At 70.6% G+C, this 24,362-nt stretch carries 24 protein-coding genes; 15 read left to right on the top strand and 9 right to left on the bottom strand.

What is annotated here, in order from left to right; genetic code table 11:
• The first annotated feature begins 216 nt into the window (after positions 1–216).
• Entirely contained in the window at positions 217–2,451 is a 2,235-nt protein-coding gene (locus ACGFZA_RS14405; protein ID WP_393679693.1) for a glycoside hydrolase N-terminal domain-containing protein, read from the top strand.
• On the opposite strand, the gene ACGFZA_RS14400 is transcribed toward ACGFZA_RS14405, so the two are convergent.
• Positions 2,427–4,640 carry a germacradienol/geosmin synthase gene (locus ACGFZA_RS14400; RefSeq protein WP_385285056.1) on the bottom strand — a complete coding sequence of 738 codons (2,214 nt, stop codon included), beginning with the start codon at positions 4,638–4,640 and terminating at the stop codon, positions 2,427–2,429. The two genes, ACGFZA_RS14405 and ACGFZA_RS14400, sit on opposite strands and share 25 nt — an antisense overlap.
• Positions 4,641–5,042: 402 nt before the next feature.
• Between ACGFZA_RS14400 and ACGFZA_RS14395 the strand changes: the two genes are divergently transcribed.
• Positions 5,043–6,374: an N-acetylmuramoyl-L-alanine amidase gene (locus tag ACGFZA_RS14395; RefSeq protein ID WP_385285057.1), complete on the top strand. Its 1,332-nt coding sequence runs from the start codon at positions 5,043–5,045 to the stop codon at positions 6,372–6,374.
• A gap of 99 nt (positions 6,375–6,473) precedes the next feature.
• Here ACGFZA_RS14395 and ACGFZA_RS14390 read toward each other — a convergent pair whose 3' ends face one another.
• On the bottom strand, positions 6,474–7,613 hold the full coding sequence (locus ACGFZA_RS14390; RefSeq protein ID WP_385285058.1) for an aminoglycoside phosphotransferase family protein: 1,140 nt from the start codon (positions 7,611–7,613) through the stop codon (positions 6,474–6,476).
• A gap of 231 nt (positions 7,614–7,844) precedes the next feature.
• Here ACGFZA_RS14390 and ACGFZA_RS14385 point away from each other — a divergent pair, with 231 nt between their 5' ends.
• Complete coding sequence (locus ACGFZA_RS14385; protein ID WP_385285060.1) at positions 7,845–9,341, top strand: hypothetical protein; 1,497 nt, start codon at positions 7,845–7,847, stop codon at positions 9,339–9,341.
• A 163-nt stretch (positions 9,342–9,504) separates the two neighbouring features.
• Here ACGFZA_RS14385 and ACGFZA_RS14380 read toward each other — a convergent pair whose 3' ends face one another.
• The gene (locus ACGFZA_RS14380) at positions 9,505–10,965 is read right to left on the bottom strand and encodes a PP2C family protein-serine/threonine phosphatase (RefSeq protein ID WP_393679130.1); all 1,461 of its coding nucleotides are present in this window, start codon (positions 10,963–10,965) and stop codon (positions 9,505–9,507) included.
• 346 nt (positions 10,966–11,311) lie between these two features.
• A complete protein-coding gene (locus ACGFZA_RS14375) occupies positions 11,312–11,605 on the bottom strand; it encodes a hypothetical protein (protein ID WP_385285064.1) in 294 nt (97 codons plus the stop codon).
• 242 nt (positions 11,606–11,847) lie between these two features.
• On the opposite strand from ACGFZA_RS14375, the gene rpmG reads away from it, so the two are divergent.
• Positions 11,848–12,012 carry a 50S ribosomal protein L33 gene (gene rpmG / locus ACGFZA_RS14370; protein ID WP_393679127.1) on the top strand — a complete coding sequence of 55 codons (165 nt, stop codon included), beginning with the start codon at positions 11,848–11,850 and terminating at the stop codon, positions 12,010–12,012.
• A gap of 68 nt (positions 12,013–12,080) precedes the next feature.
• The gene (locus tag ACGFZA_RS14365) at positions 12,081–12,344 is read left to right on the top strand and encodes a type B 50S ribosomal protein L31 (protein ID WP_393679125.1); all 264 of its coding nucleotides are present in this window, start codon (positions 12,081–12,083) and stop codon (positions 12,342–12,344) included.
• A 179-nt stretch (positions 12,345–12,523) separates the two neighbouring features.
• On the opposite strand, the gene ACGFZA_RS14360 is transcribed toward ACGFZA_RS14365, so the two are convergent.
• From ACGFZA_RS14360 to ACGFZA_RS14350, 3 genes are all read right to left on the bottom strand, one after another.
• Positions 12,524–13,213 carry a DUF1275 family protein gene (locus ACGFZA_RS14360; protein ID WP_385285068.1) on the bottom strand — a complete coding sequence of 230 codons (690 nt, stop codon included), beginning with the start codon at positions 13,211–13,213 and terminating at the stop codon, positions 12,524–12,526.
• A gap of 131 nt (positions 13,214–13,344) precedes the next feature.
• On the bottom strand, positions 13,345–14,718 hold the full coding sequence (locus tag ACGFZA_RS14355; protein WP_393679122.1) for a cryptochrome/photolyase family protein: 1,374 nt from the start codon (positions 14,716–14,718) through the stop codon (positions 13,345–13,347).
• Positions 14,719–14,786: 68 nt separating this feature from the next.
• Positions 14,787–16,316, bottom strand: coding sequence for an SDR family oxidoreductase (locus ACGFZA_RS14350; RefSeq protein ID WP_393679120.1), 1,530 nt, complete (start codon positions 16,314–16,316; stop codon positions 14,787–14,789).
• Positions 16,317–16,498: 182 nt separating this feature from the next.
• On the opposite strand from ACGFZA_RS14350, the gene ACGFZA_RS14345 reads away from it, so the two are divergent.
• From ACGFZA_RS14345 to ACGFZA_RS14315, 7 genes are all read left to right on the top strand, one after another.
• Positions 16,499–17,119, top strand: a complete 621-nt coding sequence (locus ACGFZA_RS14345; RefSeq protein WP_385285072.1) for a VanZ family protein — start codon at positions 16,499–16,501, stop codon at positions 17,117–17,119.
• A 180-nt stretch (positions 17,120–17,299) separates the two neighbouring features.
• Positions 17,300–18,082: a DUF4389 domain-containing protein gene (locus ACGFZA_RS14340; RefSeq protein WP_393679117.1), complete on the top strand. Its 783-nt coding sequence runs from the start codon at positions 17,300–17,302 to the stop codon at positions 18,080–18,082.
• 41 nt (positions 18,083–18,123) lie between these two features.
• Entirely contained in the window at positions 18,124–18,639 is a 516-nt protein-coding gene (locus ACGFZA_RS14335) for a DinB family protein (protein ID WP_393679115.1), read from the top strand.
• A 377-nt stretch (positions 18,640–19,016) separates the two neighbouring features.
• Positions 19,017–19,532: a lytic polysaccharide monooxygenase auxiliary activity family 9 protein gene (locus tag ACGFZA_RS14330; protein ID WP_385285077.1), complete on the top strand. Its 516-nt coding sequence runs from the start codon at positions 19,017–19,019 to the stop codon at positions 19,530–19,532.
• 131 nt (positions 19,533–19,663) lie between these two features.
• On the top strand, positions 19,664–20,176 hold the full coding sequence (locus tag ACGFZA_RS14325; RefSeq protein WP_393679113.1) for a GNAT family N-acetyltransferase: 513 nt from the start codon (positions 19,664–19,666) through the stop codon (positions 20,174–20,176).
• Positions 20,177–20,312: 136 nt separating this feature from the next.
• Positions 20,313–20,759 (top strand): nitroreductase family deazaflavin-dependent oxidoreductase, encoded by a 447-nt coding sequence (locus ACGFZA_RS14320; RefSeq protein WP_393679111.1) that lies wholly within the window; start codon positions 20,313–20,315, stop codon positions 20,757–20,759.
• 188 nt (positions 20,760–20,947) lie between these two features.
• A complete protein-coding gene (locus ACGFZA_RS14315; RefSeq protein WP_385285082.1) occupies positions 20,948–21,346 on the top strand; it encodes a DUF6221 family protein in 399 nt (132 codons plus the stop codon).
• 124 nt (positions 21,347–21,470) lie between these two features.
• Here the strand turns inward: ACGFZA_RS14315 and ACGFZA_RS14310 are convergent, their stop codons facing one another.
• Entirely contained in the window at positions 21,471–21,659 is a 189-nt protein-coding gene (locus ACGFZA_RS14310) for a DUF6381 family protein (protein WP_385271930.1), read from the bottom strand.
• 216 nt (positions 21,660–21,875) lie between these two features.
• Between ACGFZA_RS14310 and ACGFZA_RS14305 the strand changes: the two genes are divergently transcribed.
• The gene (locus ACGFZA_RS14305) at positions 21,876–22,190 is read left to right on the top strand and encodes an NIPSNAP family protein (protein ID WP_385271933.1); all 315 of its coding nucleotides are present in this window, start codon (positions 21,876–21,878) and stop codon (positions 22,188–22,190) included.
• Positions 22,191–22,195: 5 nt separating this feature from the next.
• The gene (locus tag ACGFZA_RS14300) at positions 22,196–22,741 is read left to right on the top strand and encodes an MOSC domain-containing protein (RefSeq protein ID WP_385272637.1); all 546 of its coding nucleotides are present in this window, start codon (positions 22,196–22,198) and stop codon (positions 22,739–22,741) included.
• Positions 22,742–22,935: 194 nt separating this feature from the next.
• On the opposite strand, the gene def is transcribed toward ACGFZA_RS14300, so the two are convergent.
• A complete protein-coding gene (def, locus tag ACGFZA_RS14295) occupies positions 22,936–23,595 on the bottom strand; it encodes a peptide deformylase (protein ID WP_385271936.1) in 660 nt (219 codons plus the stop codon).
• 87 nt (positions 23,596–23,682) lie between these two features.
• Between def and ACGFZA_RS14290 the strand changes: the two genes are divergently transcribed.
• The gene (locus tag ACGFZA_RS14290; protein ID WP_393679105.1) at positions 23,683–24,255 is read left to right on the top strand and encodes a winged helix-turn-helix domain-containing protein; all 573 of its coding nucleotides are present in this window, start codon (positions 23,683–23,685) and stop codon (positions 24,253–24,255) included.
• Positions 24,256–24,362: the final 107 nt, after the last annotated feature.

The following is a 24,362-nucleotide window of genomic DNA, read 5'->3' as shown; positions in this document are numbered from 1 at the left end:
GGCCGCTTTGTCATGCGTCTTGTCCGTGCAGTCGTCGGACCTCTAGCGTCGTTCGGCATGACATCCGGGATGACGCGACGTACCACGGTGAAGACAGCGATCGGCGTAACAGGCGCTCTGGCGCTGGGAGTTCCCGCACTCTCCGGCCCGGCGGCCGCCGCCGGTACCTCCGATGAATCGACGACCGGAAAGAAGAAGGCGGAGCTGCCGAACCCGGTGCTCCACTACCGCACGCCCGCTGCCGACTGGGAGCGCGAGTCCCTGCCCATCGGCGGCGGGGCCCTGGGGGCGAGTGTCCATGGCACGCTCGCCTCCGAACTCCTCACCTTCAACGAGAAGACCCTCTGGACCGGCGGCCCCGGCTCGTCCCAGGGGTACGACTTCGGCAACTGGACCACTCCCAGACCCGGCGCACTCGCCGGAGTGCAGGAGCGCCTCGACAGGGAAGGCGCGATCGGTCCCGATGCCGTGGCCGCCGAACTCGGACAGTCGCGCCGGGGCTACGGCGCCTACCAGGTCTTCGGGGAACTGCACCTCGACATGCCGGGCGCACCGGCCGCCCCCGATGCCTCGTACCGGCGCGGCCTGGACCTGCGCACCGCCCTGGCGTCCGTGGCCTACACGCATGAAGGGGTGGCCCACACAAGGGAGTTCTTCGTCTCTCACCCCGGGTCCGTCATCGCCGGACGGCTGGGCGCGGACCGTCCGGGGCAGGTGACCTTCACCCTGCGGTACACCTCGCCGCGCAGCGACTTCAGTGCATCAGCCGCCGGGGACCGTCTCACCGTCCGGGGCGCCCTCAAGGACAACGGCCTGCGCTTCGAGGCCCAGATCCGCGTCCGTACCACCGGTGGCGAGGTCACCGCGGGGGCCGACGGCAGCCTCACCGTCACCGGAGCGGACAGCGCGTGGTTCTTCCTCGCGGCAGGCACCGACTACGCGGACACCTTTCCCGCCTACCGCGGTCAGGACCCGCACACGGACGTCACGGCCGCCGTCGACACCGCGGCGGCCACCCCGTACGAGCGCGTCCGCGACGCTCACGTGAACGACCACCGCACCCTGTTCGACCGAGTCGCCCTCGACATCGGTCAGCAACTGCCCGACCTGCCGACCGACCAGCTGCTGAGCGCCTACACCGGTGGAACCGGCGCCGCGGACCGGGCCCTGGAGGCGCTCTTCTTCCAGTACGGCCGCTACCTGCTGATCGCCTCCTCGCGAGCCGGCTCGCTGCCCGCCAACCTCCAGGGCGTCTGGAACAACTCGACCACCCCGCCCTGGTCCGCCGACTACCACAGCAACATCAACCTCCAGATGAACTACTGGCTCGCCGAAGTCACCAACCTCGCCGAGACCACCGCCCCCTACGACCGGTACATCGAGGCCATGCGCGAGCCCGGCCGCAGGACGGCGAAGGAGATGTTCGGCACCGCCGGCTGGGTGGTGCACAACGAGACCAACCCGTACGGCTTCACCGGAGTCCACGACTGGTCCACCGCCTTCTGGTTCCCCGAGGCCGCCGCCTGGCTCACCCAGCAGATGTACGAGCACTACCGCTTCAGCGGCTCCACCGACTACCTGCGCTCCACCGCCTACCCGGCGATGCGGGAAGCCGCCGAATTCTGGCTGGCCAACCTGCGCACCGACCCGCGCGACGGACTCCTTGTCGTCACCCCGAGCTACTCACCCGAGCACGGGGACTTCACCGCGGGAGCGGCGATGTCCCAGCAGATCGTCCACGACCTCCTCACCAGCACCCTGGAGGCCGCCCGCACGCTCGGCGACGCCCCCGCCTTCCGCGGCCGTCTCGAAACGGCCCTCGACAGCCTCGACCCCGGCCTGCGCATCGGCTCCTGGGGCCAGCTCCAGGAGTGGAAGGCCGACCGGGACGACCCGGCCGACGACCACCGTCATGTCTCCCACCTCTTCGGCCTCCACCCCGGCCGCCAGATCGAGGCCGGGAGCACCTGGGCCGAAGCCGCCAAGGTCTCCCTGGGCGCCCGCGGAGACGGCGGCACCGGCTGGTCCAAGGCCTGGAAGATCAACTTCTGGGCTCGGCTCCGGGACGGCAGCCACGCGCACAAGATGCTCGCGGAGCAGCTGAAGAACTCCACCCTGCCCAACCTCTGGGACACCCACCCGCCCTTCCAGATCGACGGGAACTTCGGCGCCGCCTCCGGTGTCGCGGAGATGCTGCTGCAGAGTCACCACGACGCTGTGGAGATTCTCCCCGCGCTCCCCGCGGCCTGGCCGGACGGCTCCGTGCGGGGACTGCGCGCCCGGGGAGGATTCACCGTCGACATCACCTGGGCCGCGGGCCGGGCCCGCCGTGTGGTGATCACGGCGAGCCGGACCCGCGACCTGACCGTCCGCGGCACCCTGTTCACCAGCGGCGAGAAGGTGATCAGAGCCCGCGCGGGACGGGGCTACACGCTGACCGCCGAGAACTGAGCGAACAACGACGTCACCTGCGCCGCCGACGTGCCGAGCCCCGTGGGACCGCCCAGGTGCCACGGGGCCGCGGTGCCCCGCCGCAGATCCTCCTCGCGGTAGCGCCGGCAGTCCCGGTGCCAGATCAGGATGCCCGCGATCCAGTGCTTCAGCTCCTGAACGTATCCGGCGAGGATCTCCCGCGCCTCGGCGTCCAGAGCGAAGTCGTCGTACAGCACCGGAAGTTCGTTCTCCGCGACGTGCAGGAACTGGCGCAGCCGCGACTTCATCAGGTCGTGCAGGATCGCCACCCCGGTCGGATAGTCCACCCCGAAGAAGTTCTGCACCACCAGGACACCGTTGTGCACTTCGCCCTCGTACTCGATCTCCTTCTGGTACGAGAACAGGTCGTTGAGCAACGCGGCGTAGTCGGCCGCCGCGTTCTCCAGGGACCGCAGCGGGCCGCTCCCGTAGACCTCCGGCGGTACCTTCCTGCCGTGCCCCAGACGGCACAGACTCATCGTCAGGTCCGATCCGAACGTCATGCGCCGCATCTCGACATAGTCCACCGGGTCGGGAATCCGGTTCTGTGCCTGATTCGCGAGCTCCCACAGCCAGCTGGCGGTCATCTCCTCGACGGACGTGCGGAACGCGCGCCTGCCGCTCTCGTCCATCGGCGCGGAGGTGCGCGCCCAGAGGTCGCCCAGCCCGCGTTCCAGCGCGTTGACGGGTACGGGCGGGGCTGCCCCGTCCAGGGGCATGAAGAGCGACAGCCGCTCGTTGGCCAGCCGGGCTCCCGCCAGGTCTCGGGTACGGCCGTGCACCACTGGGAACCAGTCGTCCCCGTACGTTCCCCAGGCCAGCCACTGCGACGACAGATCGAGCTCGTCAGGGGTGGCGTCCGGATGGATGCCGGCCGCGCACAGCGGCAGGTCGATCGCCCGCAGCCGCACCTCGTCCCAGATGTGCGAGCCCGGCACCCCCGGCTGAGCCTCCAGGATGCCCACGCGGCCGGCCCAGTCGACCATCCGCTCCCGGGCTCCGTCCAGATGCGGACTGAGCGTCGTGCCGAAGGGAAGATCGAAGTCGGGCAGCAGGGACGGGCCGACATGCCGGAACGGCAGGTGGGACTGGCTGCGCAGCCTCGCGGATTCCGAGCGAGGGGTGAAGCGGATCGACGCGGCGGCCATCCCGAAGCCGGGCGCGGCCCGCGCGGCCCCGCCGTCGTTCATGTAGCGGCTGGAGCGCAGGTGCCACTCATGGCCGCCGGACTGCCAGTCCTGCAGTCCCTTGACGTACGCGAACACCGCCGCCGTCTGCGCCGCGTCGAGGCCCTTCCCGGCACAGAGCGGGCCCAGTTCGGTCAGCGCGGTGTTCTCGAACTGCTGCAGCCGCGACGTCAGCAGATCGTTCACCGCCTCGGCGGCCTCCTGCGTCGAACAGCCGAGGAAGTGCTCCAGGACCAGGACGCCGTTGCTGTTCTCACCCTCGTCCTCGACCTCCCGCTGGTACGAGAACAGGTCGTTGCGCAGATGGACCCCGTCGGAGAACGCGTCGCGCAGTACGCGCAGCGCCCGTTCACCCGCCACCGCCTCGGGAACCTCGGCGCCCGCGGCGTACTCCACCAGCCCCGCCGACCAGGGAGCGCCGCCCACCTTGCGGCGCATCTCGATGTACTCGACGGGGTTGGCGATACGGCCCTCGTTGATGTTGGCGAGCTCCCACAACGACTCGTTCAGCAGGTTCCTCGTGGCCTCGGCGAAGCGCTCCCGCCAGGCGTCCGACATGCCGGGTACCGTCCGCGCCCACAGATCCGCGAGCCCCGCCTCGACGGGGTTGACCGGTTCAGGTGTGGGCGCGCCCCGCTCCATCGGCATGAAAGCGGGCAGCCGGTCCAGGTACGCCTTGCCGCCCTCGCGGTCCGGTGTGCGCTTGAACAGCTCCAGAAAGTGGTCGTCGAAGAAGAAGACCCACACGTACCAGTCGGTGACCAGGGACAGGGCGTCGGCCGAGCAGTCGGGGTGCGTGTACGCACACAGCGACGCGTAGTCATGGGAGTCGAGGTCCTTCTCCTCCCAGATACCGGACCCTTCCAGCATCCCCATGGCCCGCGCCCACGACTTCGTGTGCTGTCGCGCCTCTTCGACATGCGGATTGAGGCGCGCCGGATACGGAACGTAGAAGTCCGGCAGGGTGAAGGGCTGTGCCATGTACGTCCGGCCTTTCGGTGAGCCTCCGCGTGAGTGTCACGCGGTGCGGTCGTGTCCGCGCGAGCCCTACCCTTCGGCCGTTCGGGGCACGCGCGGCGACTATTAGTCACACAAGGAGTACGCCCGTTCGGGGGACGGTCCCGGATCACGCCGGATGGTCCGCAGCCGCGTAAAACTCAGGTAACGCGGCACCGTCAGAATCCCGTCGCTCCTTTCCGTCCGCAGGTCAGGGCACCCGCCACAGGTCTGGTCCACTGGTTCGACCCGCGCCTCCCACAACGCTCTTGACGTGCTGTCACCTCAGGTCAGAGAGTGTGCGCGCACGACGGAACACGAGATCGGAACACGAAGACCTCTCGACACGTACGGCTCGGGAAACGCACAGCTCCAAGAAGGGTTGTCATGACGTCCAAGCAGAGGACCAGACTCGCACTCGCGTTGAGTACCGCCGGCGCGCTGAGTCTCGCGCTGCTCAGTCCCGCGGCACAGGCCGGCGCGGACGGGGTGCGGCCGGAGTGCCCGCGCGGTCTCGCATGCGACTGGGTCCCCGCGGCCTACCAGCAGACCGGCGACCCGGCCGACAAGGAGACGTACGGCAACTACGACACCGCGGACCGGCCGCACAGCAACAAGATCAAGTTCATCGTCCTCCACGACACCGAGGAGGACTTCGACACCACTCTGAAGATCTTCCAGAACCCGCTGAAGCAGACGTCGGCCCACTACGTGGTGCGTTCCGGTGACGGACATGTCACGCAGATGGTGAAGAACAAGGACGTCGCCTGGCAGGCCGGGAACTGGTACCTCAACACCCACTCCATCGGGATCGAGCAGGAGGGCGTCGCCACCGAGGGAGCGACGTGGTACACCCCCGAGATGTACCGCTCGACCGCCGCGCTCGTGCGCTATCTCGCCGCCAAGTACGACATTCCCCTCGACCGCCAGCACATCATCGGCCACGACGGAGTGCCGCCCACCAGCGCCGCAGGCACCAAGGGCATGCACTGGGACCCGGGCACCTACTGGGACTGGAACCGCTTCATGGCGCTCCTCGGCAGGCCCACCGTGCCGACAGCCCACAAGGGCAGCGAACTCATCACTGTCAGCCCGCGGTTCAAGGACAACCAACAGGCCTTCCGTGACTGCGAGAAGGGCGTCGACCTGCCGGTCCAGGGCTCCAGTGCCGTCCCGCTCCACACGGAACCCTCCGCCGCGTCGCCGCTCTTCTCCGACCCGGGAATCCACACCGACGGCTCTCCCGGCACCAACTGCGCAGCCGACTGGGGCAGCAAGATCAGCGCCACCCAGCAGGCCGTCGTCGCCGACCACGCACCCGGCTGGACGGCGATCTGGTGGTACGGCAAGAAGGCGTGGTTCAGTACCCCGGACCACGCCCGCACCACGACCCCCACCGCCGGGTACGTCGTCCGGCCGAAGGCCGGCAGGACGGAGGTGCCGGTGTACGGGGTGGCGTACCCCGAGAAGTCGGAGTACCCCGCGGACTTCGCGGACCAGCGGGTGGGCACGGCCCTCCAGTACACCATCAAGGCCGGCCAGTCCTACCCCGGCGGCGGAGAGGCCCCCACCGGCTTCTTCTACGCGCCGACCATCGACTCCTCGTACCCCCTGGACCACGCGTACTTCCAGGGCAAGGAGAAGTACGTGACCGTCCAGATCGGTCACCGCATCGCCTTCGTGAAGGCATCCGACGTGGACATCGTCCGCGCACGCTGAGCGGTCACACGCTCCAAGGAGGCAGGGCAGCACAACAGCGCGCTGCGGGCCCGGTGTGTCGGCACCGGACCCGCAGCGCGCATCCCCCGTCGGGCAAGGTCAGCGAGTGCCGACCGCGGCTCGAACGGCACTCCGCGCCATGGCGCAGTCGTCGTGCAGGCGGCGCAGGAGCAGTCGCTGTTCCTCGCCCGACGAGAGCGCACCCGGACGGTCCTGGCCCGTCCTGGCCGGCGCGGCGGTGTCCCGCATGGCCCGTTGAAGGGCCGTCTCGTACGTACGGATCTCCCGCGTGAGCACGAGCATCAGATTGACCAGGAACGAATCCCGCGCCGCAGGACCCGCGACCTGGGCGAGCTGGCTGATCTGACGCCGCGCCACCGGCGCGTCGCCCAGGACCGCCCAGAGCGTGGCCAGGTCGTAGCCGGGCAGATACCACCCGGCGTGCTCCCAGTCCACCAGAACCGGACCGGTGGGTGACAGGAGGATGTTGGAGAGCAGCGCGTCGCCGTGGCAGAACTGCCCCATGCCCTGGCGGCCCCCGGCATGGGCCAGGCCGTGCAGCAGCTTCTGAAGGTCTCCCAGATCACGGTCGGTGAAAAGACCGAGCTCGTGATAGCGCGCGATGCGTGCCGCGTAGTCCAGCGGGGCGTCGAACAGGCCTGCCGGCGGACGCCAGGCGTTGACCCGGCTGATCGCGCCGAGCACCGCCCTCAGATCCGCCCGCGGCGGGGCCTCGGAGGGGTGCCTGGTCAGTGCCGCCACCCGTCCGGGCATCCGCTCGATGACCAGGGTGCAGTTCTCCGGGTCCGCCGCGATGAGCCGGGGCACCCGGACCGGCGGGCGGTGCCGGACGAACGCCCGGTATGCCGCTATTTCGTGGCGGAACCGCTCCGACCACGCGGGGGAGTGGTCCAGTAAACACTTGGCGACCGCGGTCGCGCGGCCGGTGGAACCGACGAGGAGCACCGAACGCCCGCTGCGTCGCAGTACCTGCACCGGGTTGAACTCCGGGCAGATCCGGTGCACCGAGGCGATCGCCATCCTCAACTGGGCGCCCTGCGGGCCGGACAGGTCCAGTCTTCCGCTGAGCGAGGGGGAACCCGGCCCCGCCATGCGCCGGGTCCGGCCGATGCCGGGCGCGGGGACGACGGCGCGGGGGTCGAGATAGGGTCCGCCACCCACTCCCAGGGGACGCAGCGGCCGGGGTGGGGCGGACACGGAGGACGATGCTGTGTACATGGGCTTGACAGATCCCTTCGTGCGCCGACAAGTTGCGTGCGCCGCCCCGGCCGGCGGCCGTTCGGCACCCTGGGGAGTACCTAGGGCTGCCGGGCGGGGTGGCGCTTTCCTACCTGACACCGACCTGCGGGTGGCAGACCATGTGGCGCACCCTGGCGAACCCTGGCGAATAGTCGCAAGGCATCTGACAGGGGGTTACTGTCAACACAGCCGAGAACCTGGGGGCTTGACGTGACCGGAGAACCCAACACCCGCCTGTCGGACCTGTTCGGCCTTGCCGGATGGTCCAAGGGCGAACTCGCGAGAATGGTGAACCGGCAGGCGGCGGCCATGGGCCACCCGCAGCTGGCCACCGACACCTCGCGCGTAAGGCGATGGATCGACATGGGGGAGTCCCCACGCGATCCCGTGCCCGAAGTGCTGGCAGCTCTGTTCACCGAGCGGCTCGGTCGTGTCGTGACCATCGAGGACCTCGGGTTCGGCCGACGCGGGCGTGTGGGGAAACGGCGAGAGGCCGGGACGGAACACAATCCCGACCAACTCCCGTGGGCGCCCGAGCGGACGGCAGCGGTCCTCACCGAATTCACGGGAATGGACCTCATGCTCAACCGACGCGGCTTGGTGAGCGCGGGCGCCGCGCTCGCCGCCGGCTCCACGATCGCCGGCCCCATGCACGACTGGCTGCACACCGACCCCGTACTGGCGGCCGATGCACCACGCATCGACGACCCCGTACACGCGGATCCGGCCGGCTACGACCGGTACGAGGCCGCGCCCATCGGCTCGGAGGAGATCGAGGCGCTGGAGCGCTCCGTGGAGGTGTTCCGCGCCTGGGACGCCTCCCGCGGCGGCGGCCTCCAGCGCAAGGCGGTAGTGGGCCAGCTCAACGAGGTGGGAGGCATGCTCGCCTACCGCCACCCCGACCACCTGCAGCGCCGTCTCTGGGGCGTCGCAGCCAACCTCGCCGTCCTCGCGGGCTGGATGTCCCACGACATCGGCCTCGAACCCACGGCCCAGAAGTACTTCGTCATCGCCGCACACGCCGCGCGCGAGGGTGGTGACCGCCCTCGCGCGGGCGAAGCCCTCTCCCGGGCGGCCCGCCAGATGGTTCATCTGGGCCGTCCCGACGACGCACTCGATCTCATGAAACTCGCCAAGACCGGCTCGGGGGACATGGTCCTGCCGCGCACCCAGGCGATGCTGCACACGATCGAGGCCTGGGCGCAGGCTTCCATGGGCCGGGGGCAAGCCATGCGGCGCACCCTCGGCCTGGCCGAGGAGCTCTTCACCTCCGACAAGGGCGATGTGCCACCGCCCAGTTGGATGCAGATGTTCGACGAGGCCGATCTGCACGGCATGCAGGCCCTGGCGTTCCGCACGCTCGCCGAGCACGAGCCCTCGGCCGCCGTCACCGCGCAGCGTCATGCGAAGCAGGCGCTGGAACTGCGGGTCAACGGACGCCAGCGCTCCAAGATCTTCGACTACATCTCGCTCGCCTCTGCCTGCTTCATCGCCGACGACCCCGAGCAGGCCGACCGGTACGCCCGGCTGGCCCTGGTGACGATGGGGGAGACCTCCTCGCACCGCACCTGGGACCGGCTGCGCGAAATGTACCGGCTGACGGGCCAGTTCGCGGGCTACGCGAAGATCGAGGACCTGCGCGAGGAGATCAAGCTCTCTCTGCCCCAGAGCACCCTCATCAAGAGGCCCAGGAGTTCAGAGATCTGATCCTTGGACGCGGCGACGACGAAGTCCCGCGTCGACAGACCATCGCTCCTCACTGCCCGTTCGGACACTGCGTCGTGGGGTCACCCGGCCTGCGGCGGAACTGTGCCGTGCCCTGAGCTCCGTGGCCGCGCCCCGCCTGACGCGTGGCGTATCCGTGCTGTCGCTACGCACCGACGCGTGCGATCAGTACACACGCGTCGTCCAGCCGCTCGGTGCCGCCGAACTCCTCGACGACGGTCCGTACGCATTCCTGTGCCGTACGGGCCTCCGCGAAGCGCGGTGCGAGTCCGAGCAGTGTTTCCGTGCCCGGGCGGAGACCGTTGTGCGCGATCCCCGTGCCCCGGGCCAGGCCGTCGGTGTGCAGTACCAGCACATCACCGGGCAGCAGGTGCAATTCGTCCTGCTCGTAGGCGACTCCGGACGCCGCTCCGAGGAGCACTCCGTCCGGCGGGGGAACCGGGCGCCCGGCTCCGTTGCGGAACAGCAGCGGTGCCGGGTGGCCGGCCTGCGCCCAGTCCAGCGTGAGGGTGGCAGGGTCGAACCGGCAGCACACCGCGCTGCCCAGGGCGGGCTGGATGGATGTCTCCAGTAACTGGTTCAGGTGCCCCATCAGGGCTCCGGGCTCGATCCCGGCCACCGCCATGCCCCGCAGCGCGCCGAGGATCATCGCCATGGCCGAGGTGGCCTGGATGCCGTGACCGGTCAGATCGCCGACGGTGAGCAGTGTGCGGCCGTCCGGAAGCTCCATCGCGTCGTACCAGCCGCCGCCGATCAGGGCGCTCGAATCCGACGGCAGGTAGTGGGCCGCGATGTCCAGCGACCCGGGCCCCTGGTCCGGAAGGCTGAGCGAGCCCCGCCAGGGAGGGAGCACGGCCTCCTGCAGTTCGACCGCCATCCGGCGCTCGGTCCTGGCGATGTGCTGCTGGCGGCGCAATGATTCCTGGGTCCGGTGCACGACCTGCTGGCTGCGGTGCAGCGCGCTGACATCGCGCAGGACCGCCCACATGGAGGCCGTGCAGCCGTCCGCGTCGAGGACGGGCTCGCCCATCATGTGTAAGGTCCTGACCCGCCCGTCGGGGTGCAGGATGCGGAACTCGCCGTCTATCGGCTTGCCGTCGACCAGGCAGTCCGTCACCAGCGAGGTGAGCAGGGGCTGGTCCTCGGGCAGAAGCACGGAGGGCAGTTCGTCGAGCGAGAGCGGCCCCGCCTCGGGCGTGCGGCCGAAGATCTGGAGGAGTTCGTCGGACCAGCTCACCTCGTCGGTCAGCAGATTCCATTCGGCGCTGCCCACCCGGCCGATCAGCGAACCCGGCTGTTCGGCGGCCGGTGCATCGCGGTCCACGAGCAGCGCCGCCCCGGCCGCGAGCTGCTCCGCGGCCTCCGACGGCAGTCCCTGCCTGAGCTGGCCCAGATGCGCGCCGAGATCGTCGAGCTGATGGACCGCCAGGTCGCACAGGGCGCGCTGCCAGCGCACCTGAGGGTCGTCCTCGTCGACCAGGGCGGTGTCCCGCCGCACCGCGTCCACATCGCCGCGCAGCCGCTGCGTCCGGTTGATCAACGCGTCGACGGCATCGCGCTCGGGCGGCTGGGGGGCGGGGCGGTCCGCGGAGGGGTGGGGCGGCATGTCGTACTCCGATACAGGCGCGGTACAACCAGGTCTGAGGGTGGACCGAATACGACTGTCGCACAGCCCGCAGGCGCCCGTAAGGGCTTTGGCAACACTCGATGCGTTCTTGCATCCGGCATATGCCAGCGGCTGGCCGGAACCCTGATTCGTCGAACACCCTTGCTGAACGCGGGTGTTGATGCAAGTCATCAGGCGCTTGGCGCCCGATGCGCGCCCGTGTCCGCCGGTTCGCGCGGCGCTTGCGGACCCGCGTGGGGGCATATGCGGGCCGGAGCCCCCGCCGTCCGGCGGGGGCTCCGGAGCTCCGTGGGCCGGGCCGCCGGGGTGGAGGCGGCCCGCGGTGTCAGCACAGGGCGATACGGCCGTACGAACCCATCTTCCACTTCCATTCGAGGGTCTCGCCGGGGGAGGTGGTCCAGCACGCCCTGTCGGGACCGTTGTTGATCACGAGTTGGATGTGCATGTTCCGGCCGCAGTTGTTCGTCGTCCAGGCGGTCTTGTTCTGCTTGATCACGTCGCGCGCCACGCAGGCGGGCGCGGTGTCCCCGGCGGCGGCCGCCGGTCCTGCCGCGGTCATCGAACAGGCGGCGATCATCGCGGTGGCCGCAAGGGTGGTCAGGGTGTTCTTCAGGCGCATGGCTCACGTTCCTCGGGAAGCCGGCTGCGATGCCGGGCACAGCGATCAACGAGCGTCCCGACCTCGCGTGACGGCCGGACGGAGAGTGCCGTGGGGTTCGGGTGACGCGCCCGGACGCCTGGCGGGAAGTGTCCGACGGGCCGGGAATGCCCGTGGGGGTGCCCGCGTTACATGACCAGAACGAAAACGAATCCCGTTCCCATCAAGAGGCCGGGATCCGTTCCAGGAGTCCGGAGGTGCCCATGGCCCGCAGTGAGGCCCGTCCCGTCGTCACCCTCCGCTCGACCGCCGGAACCGGTCAGAGCTACGTGACGCGCAAGAGCCGTCGCAACAACCCCGACCGCCTGGTCCTGCGCAAGTACGACCCCGCAGCCGGGCGGCACGTCCTGTTCCGCGAGGAACGCTGACCGCGGCCCCGACCGTCGCCGGGCGGCTCTCGCCGTCCGCCCTCTCTCGCACCCGGGAAGGAATGCCCATGAAGTCCCGAATTCACCCCGTCTCCCGTCCGGTGGTCTTCCGTGACCGCGCCGCGGGGGCGGCCTTCCTCACCCGTTCCACCGCGGATTCCGATCAGCGGGTGACGTGGGAGGACGGCCGGAGCTATCCCGTCATCGACGTGGAGACCTCATCTGCGAGCCACCCCTTCTACACGGGGAACCGGCAGGTGCTGGACACGGCCGGCCGGATCGAGCAGTTCAACCGCCGTTACGGCGCCCAGGCGCCCTCCGGCGGCGCATGACGCCGACTCCCCGGGCCCGGCTGTCCGTGCTCTGGATCACAGTCCGGAGTGCGGATTCCCGGGAACGCGACCGGATGATTTATCGTTCACCTATATGTGGATGACGCGCTGAGCGCCCACACCAGAGCCGCCCCGGCTGGATTCCCCCGATCCGGCCGGGGCTTCCCCTTGTCCGTGGCCTACGCCCGGCCCGCCGCCGTGACGGCCCGCCGTCCGGCAGCTCCGAGGAACAGGGCGGCGGCCGCCAGACCCGCAGCGGACACGGCCCCCGAAGCAGGCCAGAGCCGCACCGTCAGCGCGGCCAGCGCCGCGCCCGCCACGACGGCGAGCAGCCGGCCGGCGACCCAGGCGTCGCCACGACGCCACGACGCCTGGGCCAGCCGTGCGACGAGAGAGGTCAGCGTTCCCGTGAAGTAGTTCGTGGGTGTGGCCCGGACGCGGCCCTGGATGCCCATCGCGAGCCCCATGACCACCAGCAAGCCCAGGCGGTCCGCGTCCGACGTGATCAGGCCGCACGCCCACAGCACCGCGCCGGCGGTGAGCAGTACCACCTCGATCAGCAGCATGACGGGCAGCCGCCACCACATCCGCTCCCCGGCCACCGCGCCCCAGGCCACCCCGCATCCGTACGAGACCAGCGCGGTGACCACACGCAACGCGACTCCCTCCTCGCCGGCCCCCGCGGCAGCGGCCCCCAGCAGCACCAGGTTGCCCGTCATCACACCGGCGAAGACCTGGCCGACACAGATGAAGACGAAGGCGTCCGCGGCTCCGGAGGCCGCCGACAGCAGCAGAAGCGCCGCATGGGCGCGGGAACCGTCCTCGGTGTCGCGGCCGGCCGGTTCGGTGGATGCGGTGGGAGTCGGCACGTCAGCATCTTCGCCGTCGCCCGGCCTGCCATGGGGCGTTGTCCCCGGCGTGGCGCGGCGGACACGGCGCCACGGCATCCCGGCTGGTCCGGGCGGCGCACCGGCTCCCGCGCCGGAGCGTGTACCGGCGCTCACTCCAGGCCGCGCGCCTGCCTGAAGCGGGCCAGCCCGTCGGAGAGCGCCACCACCGGCTCCGGATAGCCGGGAAGGTCGCGCCCGTTCCCCCGGAGTTTCCACGGCTCGTGCACGGCGGGCCCGGACACCGACGCCAGCTCCGGCACCCAGCGGCGGACGTAGCCGCCGTCCGGGTCGTACCGCTTGGCCTGGATCACGGGGTTGAGCACCCGGTTGGGGCGGCTGTCCGTACCGGTCCCGGCCATCCACTGCCAGTTCAGCTGATTGTTGGCGACATCGCCGTCGACCAGCAGGTCCAGGAAGTGCTGCGCGCCGACGCGCCAGTCCACGTACAGCGTCTTGGTCAGGAAGCCGGCGGTGAGCAGCCGGCCGCGGTTGTGCATCCAGCCCTCGTGGCGCAGCTGCCGCATCGCCGCGTCCACCACCGGGTAGCCGGTGCGCCCCTGCCGCCAGGCCTCGATGTCGTCGGCGGCCTCCGCCTCGGACCGCCAGTGGTCGTGCCGGGTGCGGTAGTCCTCCCGGGACGCGGCGGGCCGGGCCGCGAGGACCTGGTGATGGAACTCGCGCCAGCACAGCTGCCGGACGAAGGCCTCGGCCCCGGCCCCTTCGACGGCGCGGGCCCGGTGGACGAGCTCGACGGGGGACAGGGTGCCGAAGTGCAGGTGCGGCGAGAGCCGGGACGTCGCGTCGCCGGACAGGTCGTCGTGCCCCTCCTCGTACTCCGCGAGCCCGTGACGCCGCCATGCGGTGAACTGCGCGCGGGCCCGGCGCTCCCCGCCCTCGGCCAGCCCCTCCGACACCCCGGAAACCGTGCCGCGGGTGGGCACGGCTTCCGACCCCGGGCCGTCCGGGACCCGCACGGTCCGGGGTGCGGCGAAGGCATCCCGGACCCGCTGCGCGGACCAGCGCCTGAAGTACGGCGTGAACACGGCGAAGTGGTCCGAGGCAGCCGGCGTCACGGCGCCGGGCGCGACCGCGGTGACCACACCGTCGTGGACGTGCAGCCGCCGTCCGTCGGACTCCAGCGCCACGCGCAGCCGCTCCTCACGACGACGGGCGTACGCGCTGGCGCCCGCCGAGAGATGGACGTCCGCCGCACCGGTCTCCGCCATGATCCGGCCGACCTCCTCGACGACATCACCCGAACGGATGACCAGCCTGCCGCCCCGCTCGCGCAGCCCGGCGTCGAGATCCCGCAGACAGTCGGCAAGGAACGCCAGGCGGTTCGGGGCGCCGAACCCGGCCGCCTCGATCGCGCTGTCCCGGACGAACAGGGGCACGATCTCGTCCGACGCGGCGAGCGCCGCCCGCAGTGGTGGATGGTCGTGCAGCCGGAGATCGGCGGTGAACAGGACGACCGATACGGTCATGGCGCAACTCCTGGGAAGGACGGGGACGTGTCATGCTGCCGTCCCCGGACCGTCCATGGGCACACCGGTCAGGGCGACACCGCGGCCCTCGCCGGTTCGGGTGACGCCGAGCCCGCCGCCGTACGGGCGATATTGCGGGCCATCCCCCCGAACACGACCGAGTGGAAGGGCCACACGCTCCACCAGTACGCGTGGCCGAGCAGCCCGCGTGGATGGAACAGTGCGCGCTGGCGGTAGCGCGACCGTCCCCGGCCGTCGGGCTCCGCGTACATCTCCAGCCAGGCCAGGCCCGGCAGCCGCATCTCGGCGCGCAGCCGCAGCAGGCGGCCCGGTTCGATCTCCTCGACACGCCAGAAGTCCAGCGAATCGCCGACGCGCAGGCGGTCGGTGTCCCGCCGTCCACGTCGCAGCCCCACTCCTCCCACCAGCCGGTCGAGCCACCCGCGCACCGCCCAGGCGAGCGGGAACGAATACCAGCCGTGATCGCCGCCGATCCCCTCGACGACCCGCCACAGAGCCTCGGGGGACGCGTCGACGTCGAGTCCGCGCACATCCGTGTACAGGCTGCCGCCGGCCCAGTCGGGGTCGGTGGGCAGGGGGTCGCTGGGCACCCCGGGCACCGACGCGGAGGACCACCGGGTGGTGACCCGTGCCTCCCGGACCCTTTGCAGTGCCAGCCGCAGCGCCCGGTCGAGGCCGAACGGCTGCCCCGCGCCGTCGGGGACGTACCGCGCGATGTCGTGTTCCCGGCACACCACCTCGTACCGCAGGGACTCGGCGAGCGGACGGGCGATCGAGCGTGGCACGGGGGTGACCAGGCCGATCCAGTGGCTGGACAGCCGGGGGGTCAGCATCGGTACGGGGAGGATCAGCCGGTGCGGAAGGGCGGCCACTTCCGCGTACCGCTGCATCATGTCGCGGTAGGTGACGATGTCCGGCCCGCCGATGTCGAACGTACGGTTCACCTCCCGCTCCATCCGGGCACTGCCCACCAGATAGCGCAGCACGTCCCGCACCGCGATGGGCTGGATCCGCGTGGACACCCAGCTCGGCGTCACCATGACGGGCAGCCGTTCCGTGAGATAGCGCAGCATCTCGAAGGAGGCCGATCCGGATCCGATGATCACCGCGGCCCGCAGCGCGGTGGTGGGGACGCCGGAATCCAGCAGAATCCTGCCGACCTCGGCCCGCGACCGCAGGTGCGGGGACAGCTCCTGGTCGGGTACGTCGGAAGGAGTGAGGCCGCCGAGGTAGACGATCCGGCCCACCCCCGCCGCGTGCGCCTGCTCCCCGAAGACCGTGGCGGCCCTGCGGTCCGTCTCCTCGAAGCCGCCGCCGGATGTCAGGGCGTGCACCAGGTAGTAGGCCACGTCGATGTCACGCATGGCCGGCGCGAGCGACTGCGCGTCGGTGACGTCGCCGCGCACGATGTCCACCTCGCCCGCCCATGGGTAGTCCCGCAGCTTCTCCGGGCTGCGGGCCAGGCAGCGCACCCGGTACCCCGCCGCCAGAAGTTCCGGTACCAGCCGCCCTCCGATGTACCCGGTGGCGCCGGTGACCAGGCAGTGCGGAGGCTGGTTCCCGCGGTCGCTCGTCATGAGATCTCCGCATCGGTTCGTCCTGCCGTACCCGCCGGGCCTCCCGCGTGCCCGGCCGCTCCGACCAGTCTGGCCCGCGCCCGCCCACGTCGCATGCGCCGGTGCGGCGGGGCAGGTGTGGTGCGGCCCGTCGGGGGCACCTGTCGCCCATGAACGCAGAGGCGGGAAGAGACGCGCGCAACGTGACGCGCCGCAGAGCATGGGGTCGTGTCCTGCTCCGGATCACCATCCTGGTGGCGGCCTTCGTGGCCATGGTCGGTTTCTCCGTCGTGCTGGCGAAGGTGACGCTCACACCGTCGCCCGCCTCCGAGGATCTCGTCACGTCCAATCTCCATCCGGGACGCTCGCTCCGGCAGTACGCCGAGGACTACACCTTCCTCGCCGCCTGCAAACAGGCCGGCGGCAACCTCGTGCTGGGCATGCCGTTCGGCGTCCTGCTGCCCGTCCTCGTACCACGACGGCTGCGCATGATCCGCATGGTCCTGCTGACCGTCCTGGTCATCGTGGTGGTCGAACTGGTGCAGGGAGCACTGGTCGCGGGGCGGGCCTTCGACATCGACGACGTCATTCTCAACACGACGGGCGCACTGCTCGGGTATCTGCTGCTGGGCCGGCGTCTGAGCCACCGCTACCACGTGCTCGCGGCCGAACCCCGGCGCACGGACGCCCCCGCCCGGACCCGGCGGCCGGCCTCGGTCCGCCCGCGGACCACGAAGCCGGCCGGACGGGCGACCACGGCCTGGACGCGGGCGCGGCAGGGAGCGCGGGCGGGCTTCACCCGTATGCGCGTGCGCAAGGGGTGACCCGAAACCGGATCCGAAGCCGGGGCCCGACGGACGGGCCCGGCGGCGGGACGGCCGACCGGACACCGGCGGGCACTCGATCGGCCCGTGGCCGATTGCGGGCCCGCCCGGGCCGTCCCAGCGTGGGGTGACGCCACAGCGTGCCGCAGGCGTACGGATCACCCGCCGAAGGGGATGGACATGGCCGACGCGCAGTGGAGTCCGGGGCGCCGTGCAGGGGACGCGGAGGAGTTCCTGCCGGTGCTGGACATCATCGAGCCGTCCCGCCAGCGCAGACTCACCGTCCTGGTCCGTCTCCTGCTGCTGATCCCGCACTTCATCGTGCTGTTCTTCCTGGAGATCGCGGCCTTCTTCACGGTCGTGTTCGGCTGGTTCGCCGCCCTGGTCCTGGGCCGGCTGCCCGAACCCGTCTTCCGCTTCCTCGCGGCGACCCTCGCCTACCGCACGCGGGTCGCCGCGAGCGGCATGCTCCTCGTCGACAGCTATCCGCCGTTCACCCTGACCCAGCCTCCGGACCACCCCGTCCGGATCGACGTCCGTCCGACGCGGCTCAACCGACTGGCGGTCTTCTTCCGGCTGATCCTGGTGATCCCCGCCGCCGTCGTACAGAGTCTCGCCACGTACGGCTGGTACGCCCTGGGGTTCGTGTGGTGGCTCATCACCCTGATCCTGGGACGCATGCCCCGTCCGCTCTTCGAGGCCACGGCGGCGACGCTCCGCTACGAGATGCGTGTGTCCGCGTACGTCTCGATGCTCAGCCCGGCCTACCCCAAGGGATTCTTCGGCGAGGACGCACTCTCCGTACCGGAACGGCAGGGACGCTCCGCCACCCGTCCCCTGGTCATGAGCACCGCGGGCAAGGCGCTGCTGGTCCTCTTCCTCGTCATCGGGCTCATCGGCAGCATCACGACGTCCGTGACCCGTTCGTCGTCCGACGACGTCGATTACCACATGCAGGCCTGAAGTCCTCGTGCGAACCGCCTGCCGGCAGGCATGATCACCCGATGACATGGACAGCACCTGAAGCCACACGCACGGGCGGCTCACTCGTGGCCGGAGAGCGGGAGATGCTCACCGGGTACCTCGCCTGGTTCCGCGCCACCCTCCTCCGGAAGTGCGCCGGCCTGACCGGCGAGCAGCTCGCCGAGCGGACCACGCCGCCGTCGAACCTGTCACTGCTCGGCCTCCTGCGCCACATGGCCAAGGTCGAACGCACCTGGTTCCGGCAGCGGTTCGCCGGTCAGGACCTGGCGCCGATGTACGACCCGCAGAAGGGCAAGGACGCGGACTTCGAGGACCTCGATCCGGCCCTGGCGGCCGAGGACCACGCCCGGCTCGTCGAGGAGTGCCGACTGGCGGACGAGATCGTCGCGGGTGCGTCCTTCGACGACACGTTCGTCCACAACGGCGAGGTCTTCTCGCTGCGCCTCGTGCACGTCCACATGATCGGCGAGTACGCGCGTCACATCGGCCACGCCGATCTGGTGCGCGAGCGGCTGGACGGGGTCACCGGGGACTGAGGCAGAGGGGCCGCGACCTGGGGCAGCGCGGTCGGGGAGCCGCCCGCGCGCCCGCGGCCCTGCCGCAGCCGTTCGGCCTGCCGGCCGTGCTCGGGCCGGGCCGCCCGCGACCGTACCGATCCAGCCACTTCGCGCGCCGAACCCTTCTTCGCCGAACTCCCTTTGCTCGCGGGGCACTTGACGGCCGCACTCCGATGGGTATGGTCTAGTCCAAGTGCAGGGCCGGTGTCGGACACCCCGTTTCCGGGGCGTATCCGACCACGCGTTCCTGCCGTGCCCTTCGCGCCTCTTGGCCCCACACCTGAGAGGCTGGACTGCCGCTTCCGGGCTCCCCACAGTCCGCCCGCGTGCAGCGACGCCTCATGTGAAGGAGAAGCATGCACGCGAAAAGGAAGACCGCCGCGGTCATCGGTGCCCTGCTCGCACCGGTGCTCGCCCTGAGCCTCCCGGCGAGCTCCGCCAGCGCCCACGGCTACATCTCGTCACCACCCAGCAGGCAGGCCCAGTGCGCCGCAGGAACGGTCAGCTGCGGCGACATCACATACGAGCCCCAGAGCGTGGAAGGCCCCAAGGGGCTCACCAGTTGTAGCGGCGGCAACAGCAGGTTCGCCGAACTCGACGACGACTCCAAGGGCTGGCAGGTCACTCCGGTCAGCCGGAGCACGTCCTTCCAGTGGGTGCTGACCGCCCGCCATTCCACCAGCACCTGGCAGTACTTCGCCGGTGGCCAGAAGATCGCCGAGTTCAACGACAACGGCGCGCAGCCCGGCGCCACGGTCACCCACCAGGTGGACTTCGGCAGCCACACCGGGAGGCAGAAGGTCCTCGCGGTGTGGAACATCGCCGACACGTCCAACGCCTTCTACGCCTGCATCGACGTCGACGTCAGCTGAACGCCGGCACCATCCGTCACACGCACACCGACAAGAACAGGAGCCCCCGCTCTGCGTAGGGTGGGGGCTCCGACGGCGTCGCCGGCACACGGACCGCGACGCGATGTGCGGGACGTACGGAGGGCGACACCATGGCCGGTCAGTGGGTCAGGCTGGAACTGGACCTGAGCGCGTTCGACACGGACCGGTTCGAGCGGTACGTGACCACGTGCCGGGACGAGGGGATCCGCCTGACGACGCTCGCCGAACTCGGCGACACTCCGGAGCACCGGCGCGCGCTGTACGAGCTCAACAAGGAGTGCTCGGCCGACATCCCGGAACGGGGCGAATTCTTCTCGTACGAGGAGTTCTGCGCGCGCAGGTTCGACGTCCCTTCCTACGATCCGCGCGGCGTCGTGATCGCGCGGGACGGTGACGACTGGATCGGCATGGCCGCCACCTCCCGCCACGAGCACTTTCTCTTCAACGAGATGACCGGGGTGCGGGCGTCCTACCGAGGCCGGGGCATCTCGATCGCCATGAAGACGTACGGGATGGGATTCGCCAGGCTGTGCGGCATTCGCAGGGTCCGTACCTTCCACCATCCGGCGAACGACAGCGCCATCGGGATGAACCGGGCCATGGGCTACGCCGACACCGAATGACCCGTGCCGGCCGCCCTGGAAGGACCGACACGTCGGCGGGACCGGGATTTTTCGGTGGCCGGTGATGTTGAAGCCATGATGAGGGTCCGCGGCCGGCGAAGCGCCGTGGACGGACATCGACGACGGGACAGCTGCCATGCCGCTGCAGGGCGAGTACGAGCCGAGCCCCACCCCTTGGGTGCGTGAACAGGTCGAGCAGTACGAGAGTTCGGGCGGGACGGAGGGGACGACCATGCGGGACATGCCGGTGATCGTCCTGACCACACGGGGTGCCAGGAGCGGGAAGATCCGCAAGACGCCCCTGATGCGGGTCGAGCACAACGGTTCGTACGCGGTGGTCGCCTCACAGGGCGGGGCGCCGAAGCACCCTGTCTGGTACCACAACCTCGTCGCCGACCCGCGCGCCGAACTGCAGGACGGCCCGGTGCGCCAGGACATGACCGCCCGTGAGGTGACCGGGGACGAGAAGGCGCTCTGGTGGGAGCGTGCCGTCGCGGCGTATCCCGACTACGCCGACTACCAGGAGAAGACCGACCGGCAGATCCCGGTCTTCGTCCTGGAGCCTGTGCAGGGCGGCCACTGAGCGGCACGGGTGGCTGCGGACGGGCCGGACGCGCCCCGGCAAGGGGCGCGGTCGGCCCGTCGGGCCGCAAGGCGGCCGGGACACCACGGTCGCGCTCGGGCCCTCGGGCACCGGTGCGGACCGTGCGACGGGATACTCTCCAGCACGGCTCCTGAGGCGTGGGGCCGAGCGGAAGGATGCACAACCAGATGACAGAGAACTCCGAGCTGGTCGCGTTCGTCCGGGCGCGCCTCGACGAGGAAGAAGAGGTCGCGCGCGCGGCCGGCGGCGAGGGCTGGCGGTGCCCGGCCGAGGTACCCGGCGAGATCCACGACCGGACCGGCGCCATCGCGTTCACGCTGAGGACGCACGGTTACGACCATCACATCGCCTTGCAGGACCCCGCGCGAACGCTCCAGCGCGTCGAGACCAGCCGGGTGCTCCTGGACGAGTACGCGGAGGTCGCCGCCCTGGACGTCGACCGCCCCGAGCGGGACTTCCCTTCGGGCCGGGCCTTCGGCCTGGGGTTCGTGGTCCGGCAGATGGCCGCGGAACACGCGGGGCACCCCGCCTACCAGGTGAAGTGGCTGCCCCGGTTCACGCAGTAGGGCCACCGTGCCGCGGGAGGTTCCCCCTGCCGCGGCACGAGAGCCGGAGCCCGGCCCGCCACCCGCTCAACGGGCCGACCGCACTCGTGCCGCAGGAGGGGACCGGCGGGCGCCCAGGGGGCGGTCAGAGCGGTTTCGTGCCGTCCTCGCCCTTGGTGGACACCTGATCGCTCCGCTCCTGGAGCCTGCGGGCCTTGTCCTCGAGGCGCCGGCGCTCCTGCGGATCGGAGACACGCTCGGCCGCCTCCTTCATCTCCTGCGCCTTGGCGCGAATACGCTCCGCGCGGCCGCCGGTTTCATCCGCAACACTCATGATCGCTCCTGGGTCTCGGGGGAGATCCGACCACACCAGCGAATCAGCGGGTCCCCACACCTGCATCTCGAACGGTCACCCGCCGCTACGAGAACACTGCTCCCGTACGGAAGCAGTGCGTACACGGAGACCAGGGATCCGTCCCCGGCCGAGCCGTGGACCGCCCAGGGAGTCCGCCCGTTCGGGACGCGCATCCCCTGAGGCATCATGTCGTCGGTGATCACCATTCATCTGAAGTACGAGATCGACCCCGACCGCATCGAGGACTTCGAGGAGTACGGCCGGCGGTGGGTCGTACTCGTCAACCGGTTCGGAGGCACCCACCACGGCTACTTCCTGCCGAGCGAGGGTGACAGCGACATCGCCTACGCGCTCTTCTCGTTCCCCGGCTTCGCCGAGTACGAGCGCTACCGGGCCGACAGCGTCACCGATCCCGAGTGCCAGGCCGCCTTCGAACTGGCCCGCCGCACGCGCTGCATCCGACGGTACGAACGCCGCTTCCTGCGCCCCCTCGACGCGACGGAGAAGTGAGCGCCGTGCCGGCGCGCGTGACGGCAGTGAGCAGTAACGGGACGTACGCGTTCAGCAAGCCGAACCGGGCGGGCATCACGCTGCTCGCCGGTCTCGGCGTCGAGGACGACGTCCACGCGGGGAAGACAATCAAGCACCAGTTCCGCATGACGTACGAACCGGAGCTGCTCAATCTGCGCCAGGTGCACCTCATACACGAGGAGCTCTTCGACGAACTCGCGGGAAAGGGGTACGCCGTGGCCCCGGGCGAGCTCGGCGAGAACGTCTCGACCCGGGGGATCGACCTGCTCGGCCTGCCCACAGGTGCGCTGTTGAACATGGGCGGGGAAGCCGTCGTGGAAGTCACGGGGCTGCGCAACCCCTGCGCGAAGATCAACGCGTTCCGGCCGGGTCTGCTGAACGAGATGTTCGAGATCGATCCCGGGACCGGGGACTTCACCTTCAAGGCGGGGATCATGGGCGTGGTGCGGCAGGGGGGCCGGGTGCGGCCCGGTGACCCGATCGGCGTGGATCTGCCCGCGGGCCCGCACCGACCGCTGGAGCGGGTCTGAGGGCTGTCCCGTCATCCCTGGTGGACCGGCGCGCGGCGTCGGATGCGGTGGGTCGCAGGGCGGAGGGGTGTCCGGATACGTGGATGTATGCGGGCGTTCCGACAACGTGCAGCTGGGCCCGCGCGCCCGCCAGGAACCACGGGACAGGCCCTGAGCGGTACGGGAGGGCGGACCGCCGTGCGAAGCGACGGGTGCTACTTGCCCAGCTTCTCGGCAGCGGCCGCCCGCCGGGCGAACATCTCGTCCTTGGCCGCCGCCATCTCGCGCAGGGCCGTCTTTCGCTCCCGCAGGGCCAGCCGGTCCAGATACAGCTGACCGCGAAGATGGTCGGTCTCGTGCTGAAGGCATCGCGCGAAATAGCCCCGGCCCTCGATCTCCAGCGGTGCGCCGTTCCGGTCCCGGCCCCGTACGACGGCACGGTCGAGGCGCGGCACCACACGGTAGGGACCCGGAACGGACAGACACCCCTCCGTCTCCTCGATCAGCCGGCGCTCCCCGGCCGGAATCTCCAGCAGGACCGGATTGGCGATGTGCCCGACATGGCGTACTCCCCACTCGTCCGTGATGTCCCACACGAACAACCGCAGGTCCACGTCGACCTGGTTGGCGGCAAGTCCCGCGCCTTCCGCCACCTGGTTCGTGGCGAACATGTCGTCGATCAGTCGCGACAGCTCCGGTGTGCCGAACCGGGTGACCTCGCGGCACCGACGCCGCAGGATCTCCTCCCCGACCACGGTGATGCGGCGCACCGCACCGCGCTCGGTCTCCGGCGCGAGCCGCGGATAGGACGCCACCGGCTCTCCCATCACGCGCACCCGGCGGTCCTGCCCCGTGTTGTCGAACCGAACCGCCATGGACTATCAACGCCTTCCGCACATGCTCCGACGCCGGCCCGCGGAGCAGCTTGACCGAATGCTTTGCAAAGTAGCATCCTTTGCAAAATGAGCGACGAGAACCGCCAAGTTCCCTGTGCCGACCCCCGACTGCATCGCGCTCGCCGACAACTCCCCGATCACCCCCTGCGCGTTGCCCTCCTGGATCTGCTCGCCGAGGCCGGCACGGTCACGTCGACCGAGGCCGCCGCGCGCCTCGGCCACAGTTCCGGTCTGTGTTCGTTCCACCTGCGCCAGCTCGCCCGGCACGGCCTCATCGAGGAGGCGCCGCACGACGGAGGCCGGGCGCGGCCGTGGCGGCTTCGCTGGGCGCCGCCCGAAGAGCCGGACGGGCCGTTCGCGCTACAGCCGGAGGAGCGTGCCGCGCCGGTACGCGGGCCGCGGGACATGAGCGATCGGCTCCGGCTGGATCACCGGGAGCAGGCGCCGGGGGAGTGGCAGCACGAGGAGTCCTTCAGCGCCGTCGTCCATCTGACCCCGGCGGAGACGGTCGAACTCGGCGCCTCGATCCGCCGCCTGCTGGACGGCTACCGCGACCGGGACCGAGGGCCGGCCGCCCGCCCCGACGGCACGGAGCCGGTGGCCGTGGTCGCCCGGCTGTTCACGCTGCCCGGCCGGTGAGCCGCCGGCCGGGCAGCGTACGCGACGGGGCCGGTGCTCGGTTCGCCACCGCTGAGTGAAGGTGCGGGCGCGACGGACCCTCCGCTCCCGCCGGCCCGGCGTGCGCC

The sequence above is a fragment of the Streptomyces sp. NPDC048211 genome (genome assembly GCF_043202315.1).
Classification (GTDB): Bacteria; Actinomycetota; Actinomycetes; order Streptomycetales; family Streptomycetaceae; genus Streptomyces.
Note: the sequence above shows the minus strand (reverse complement) of the source record. Positions and strands in the feature narration are given on the sequence as shown.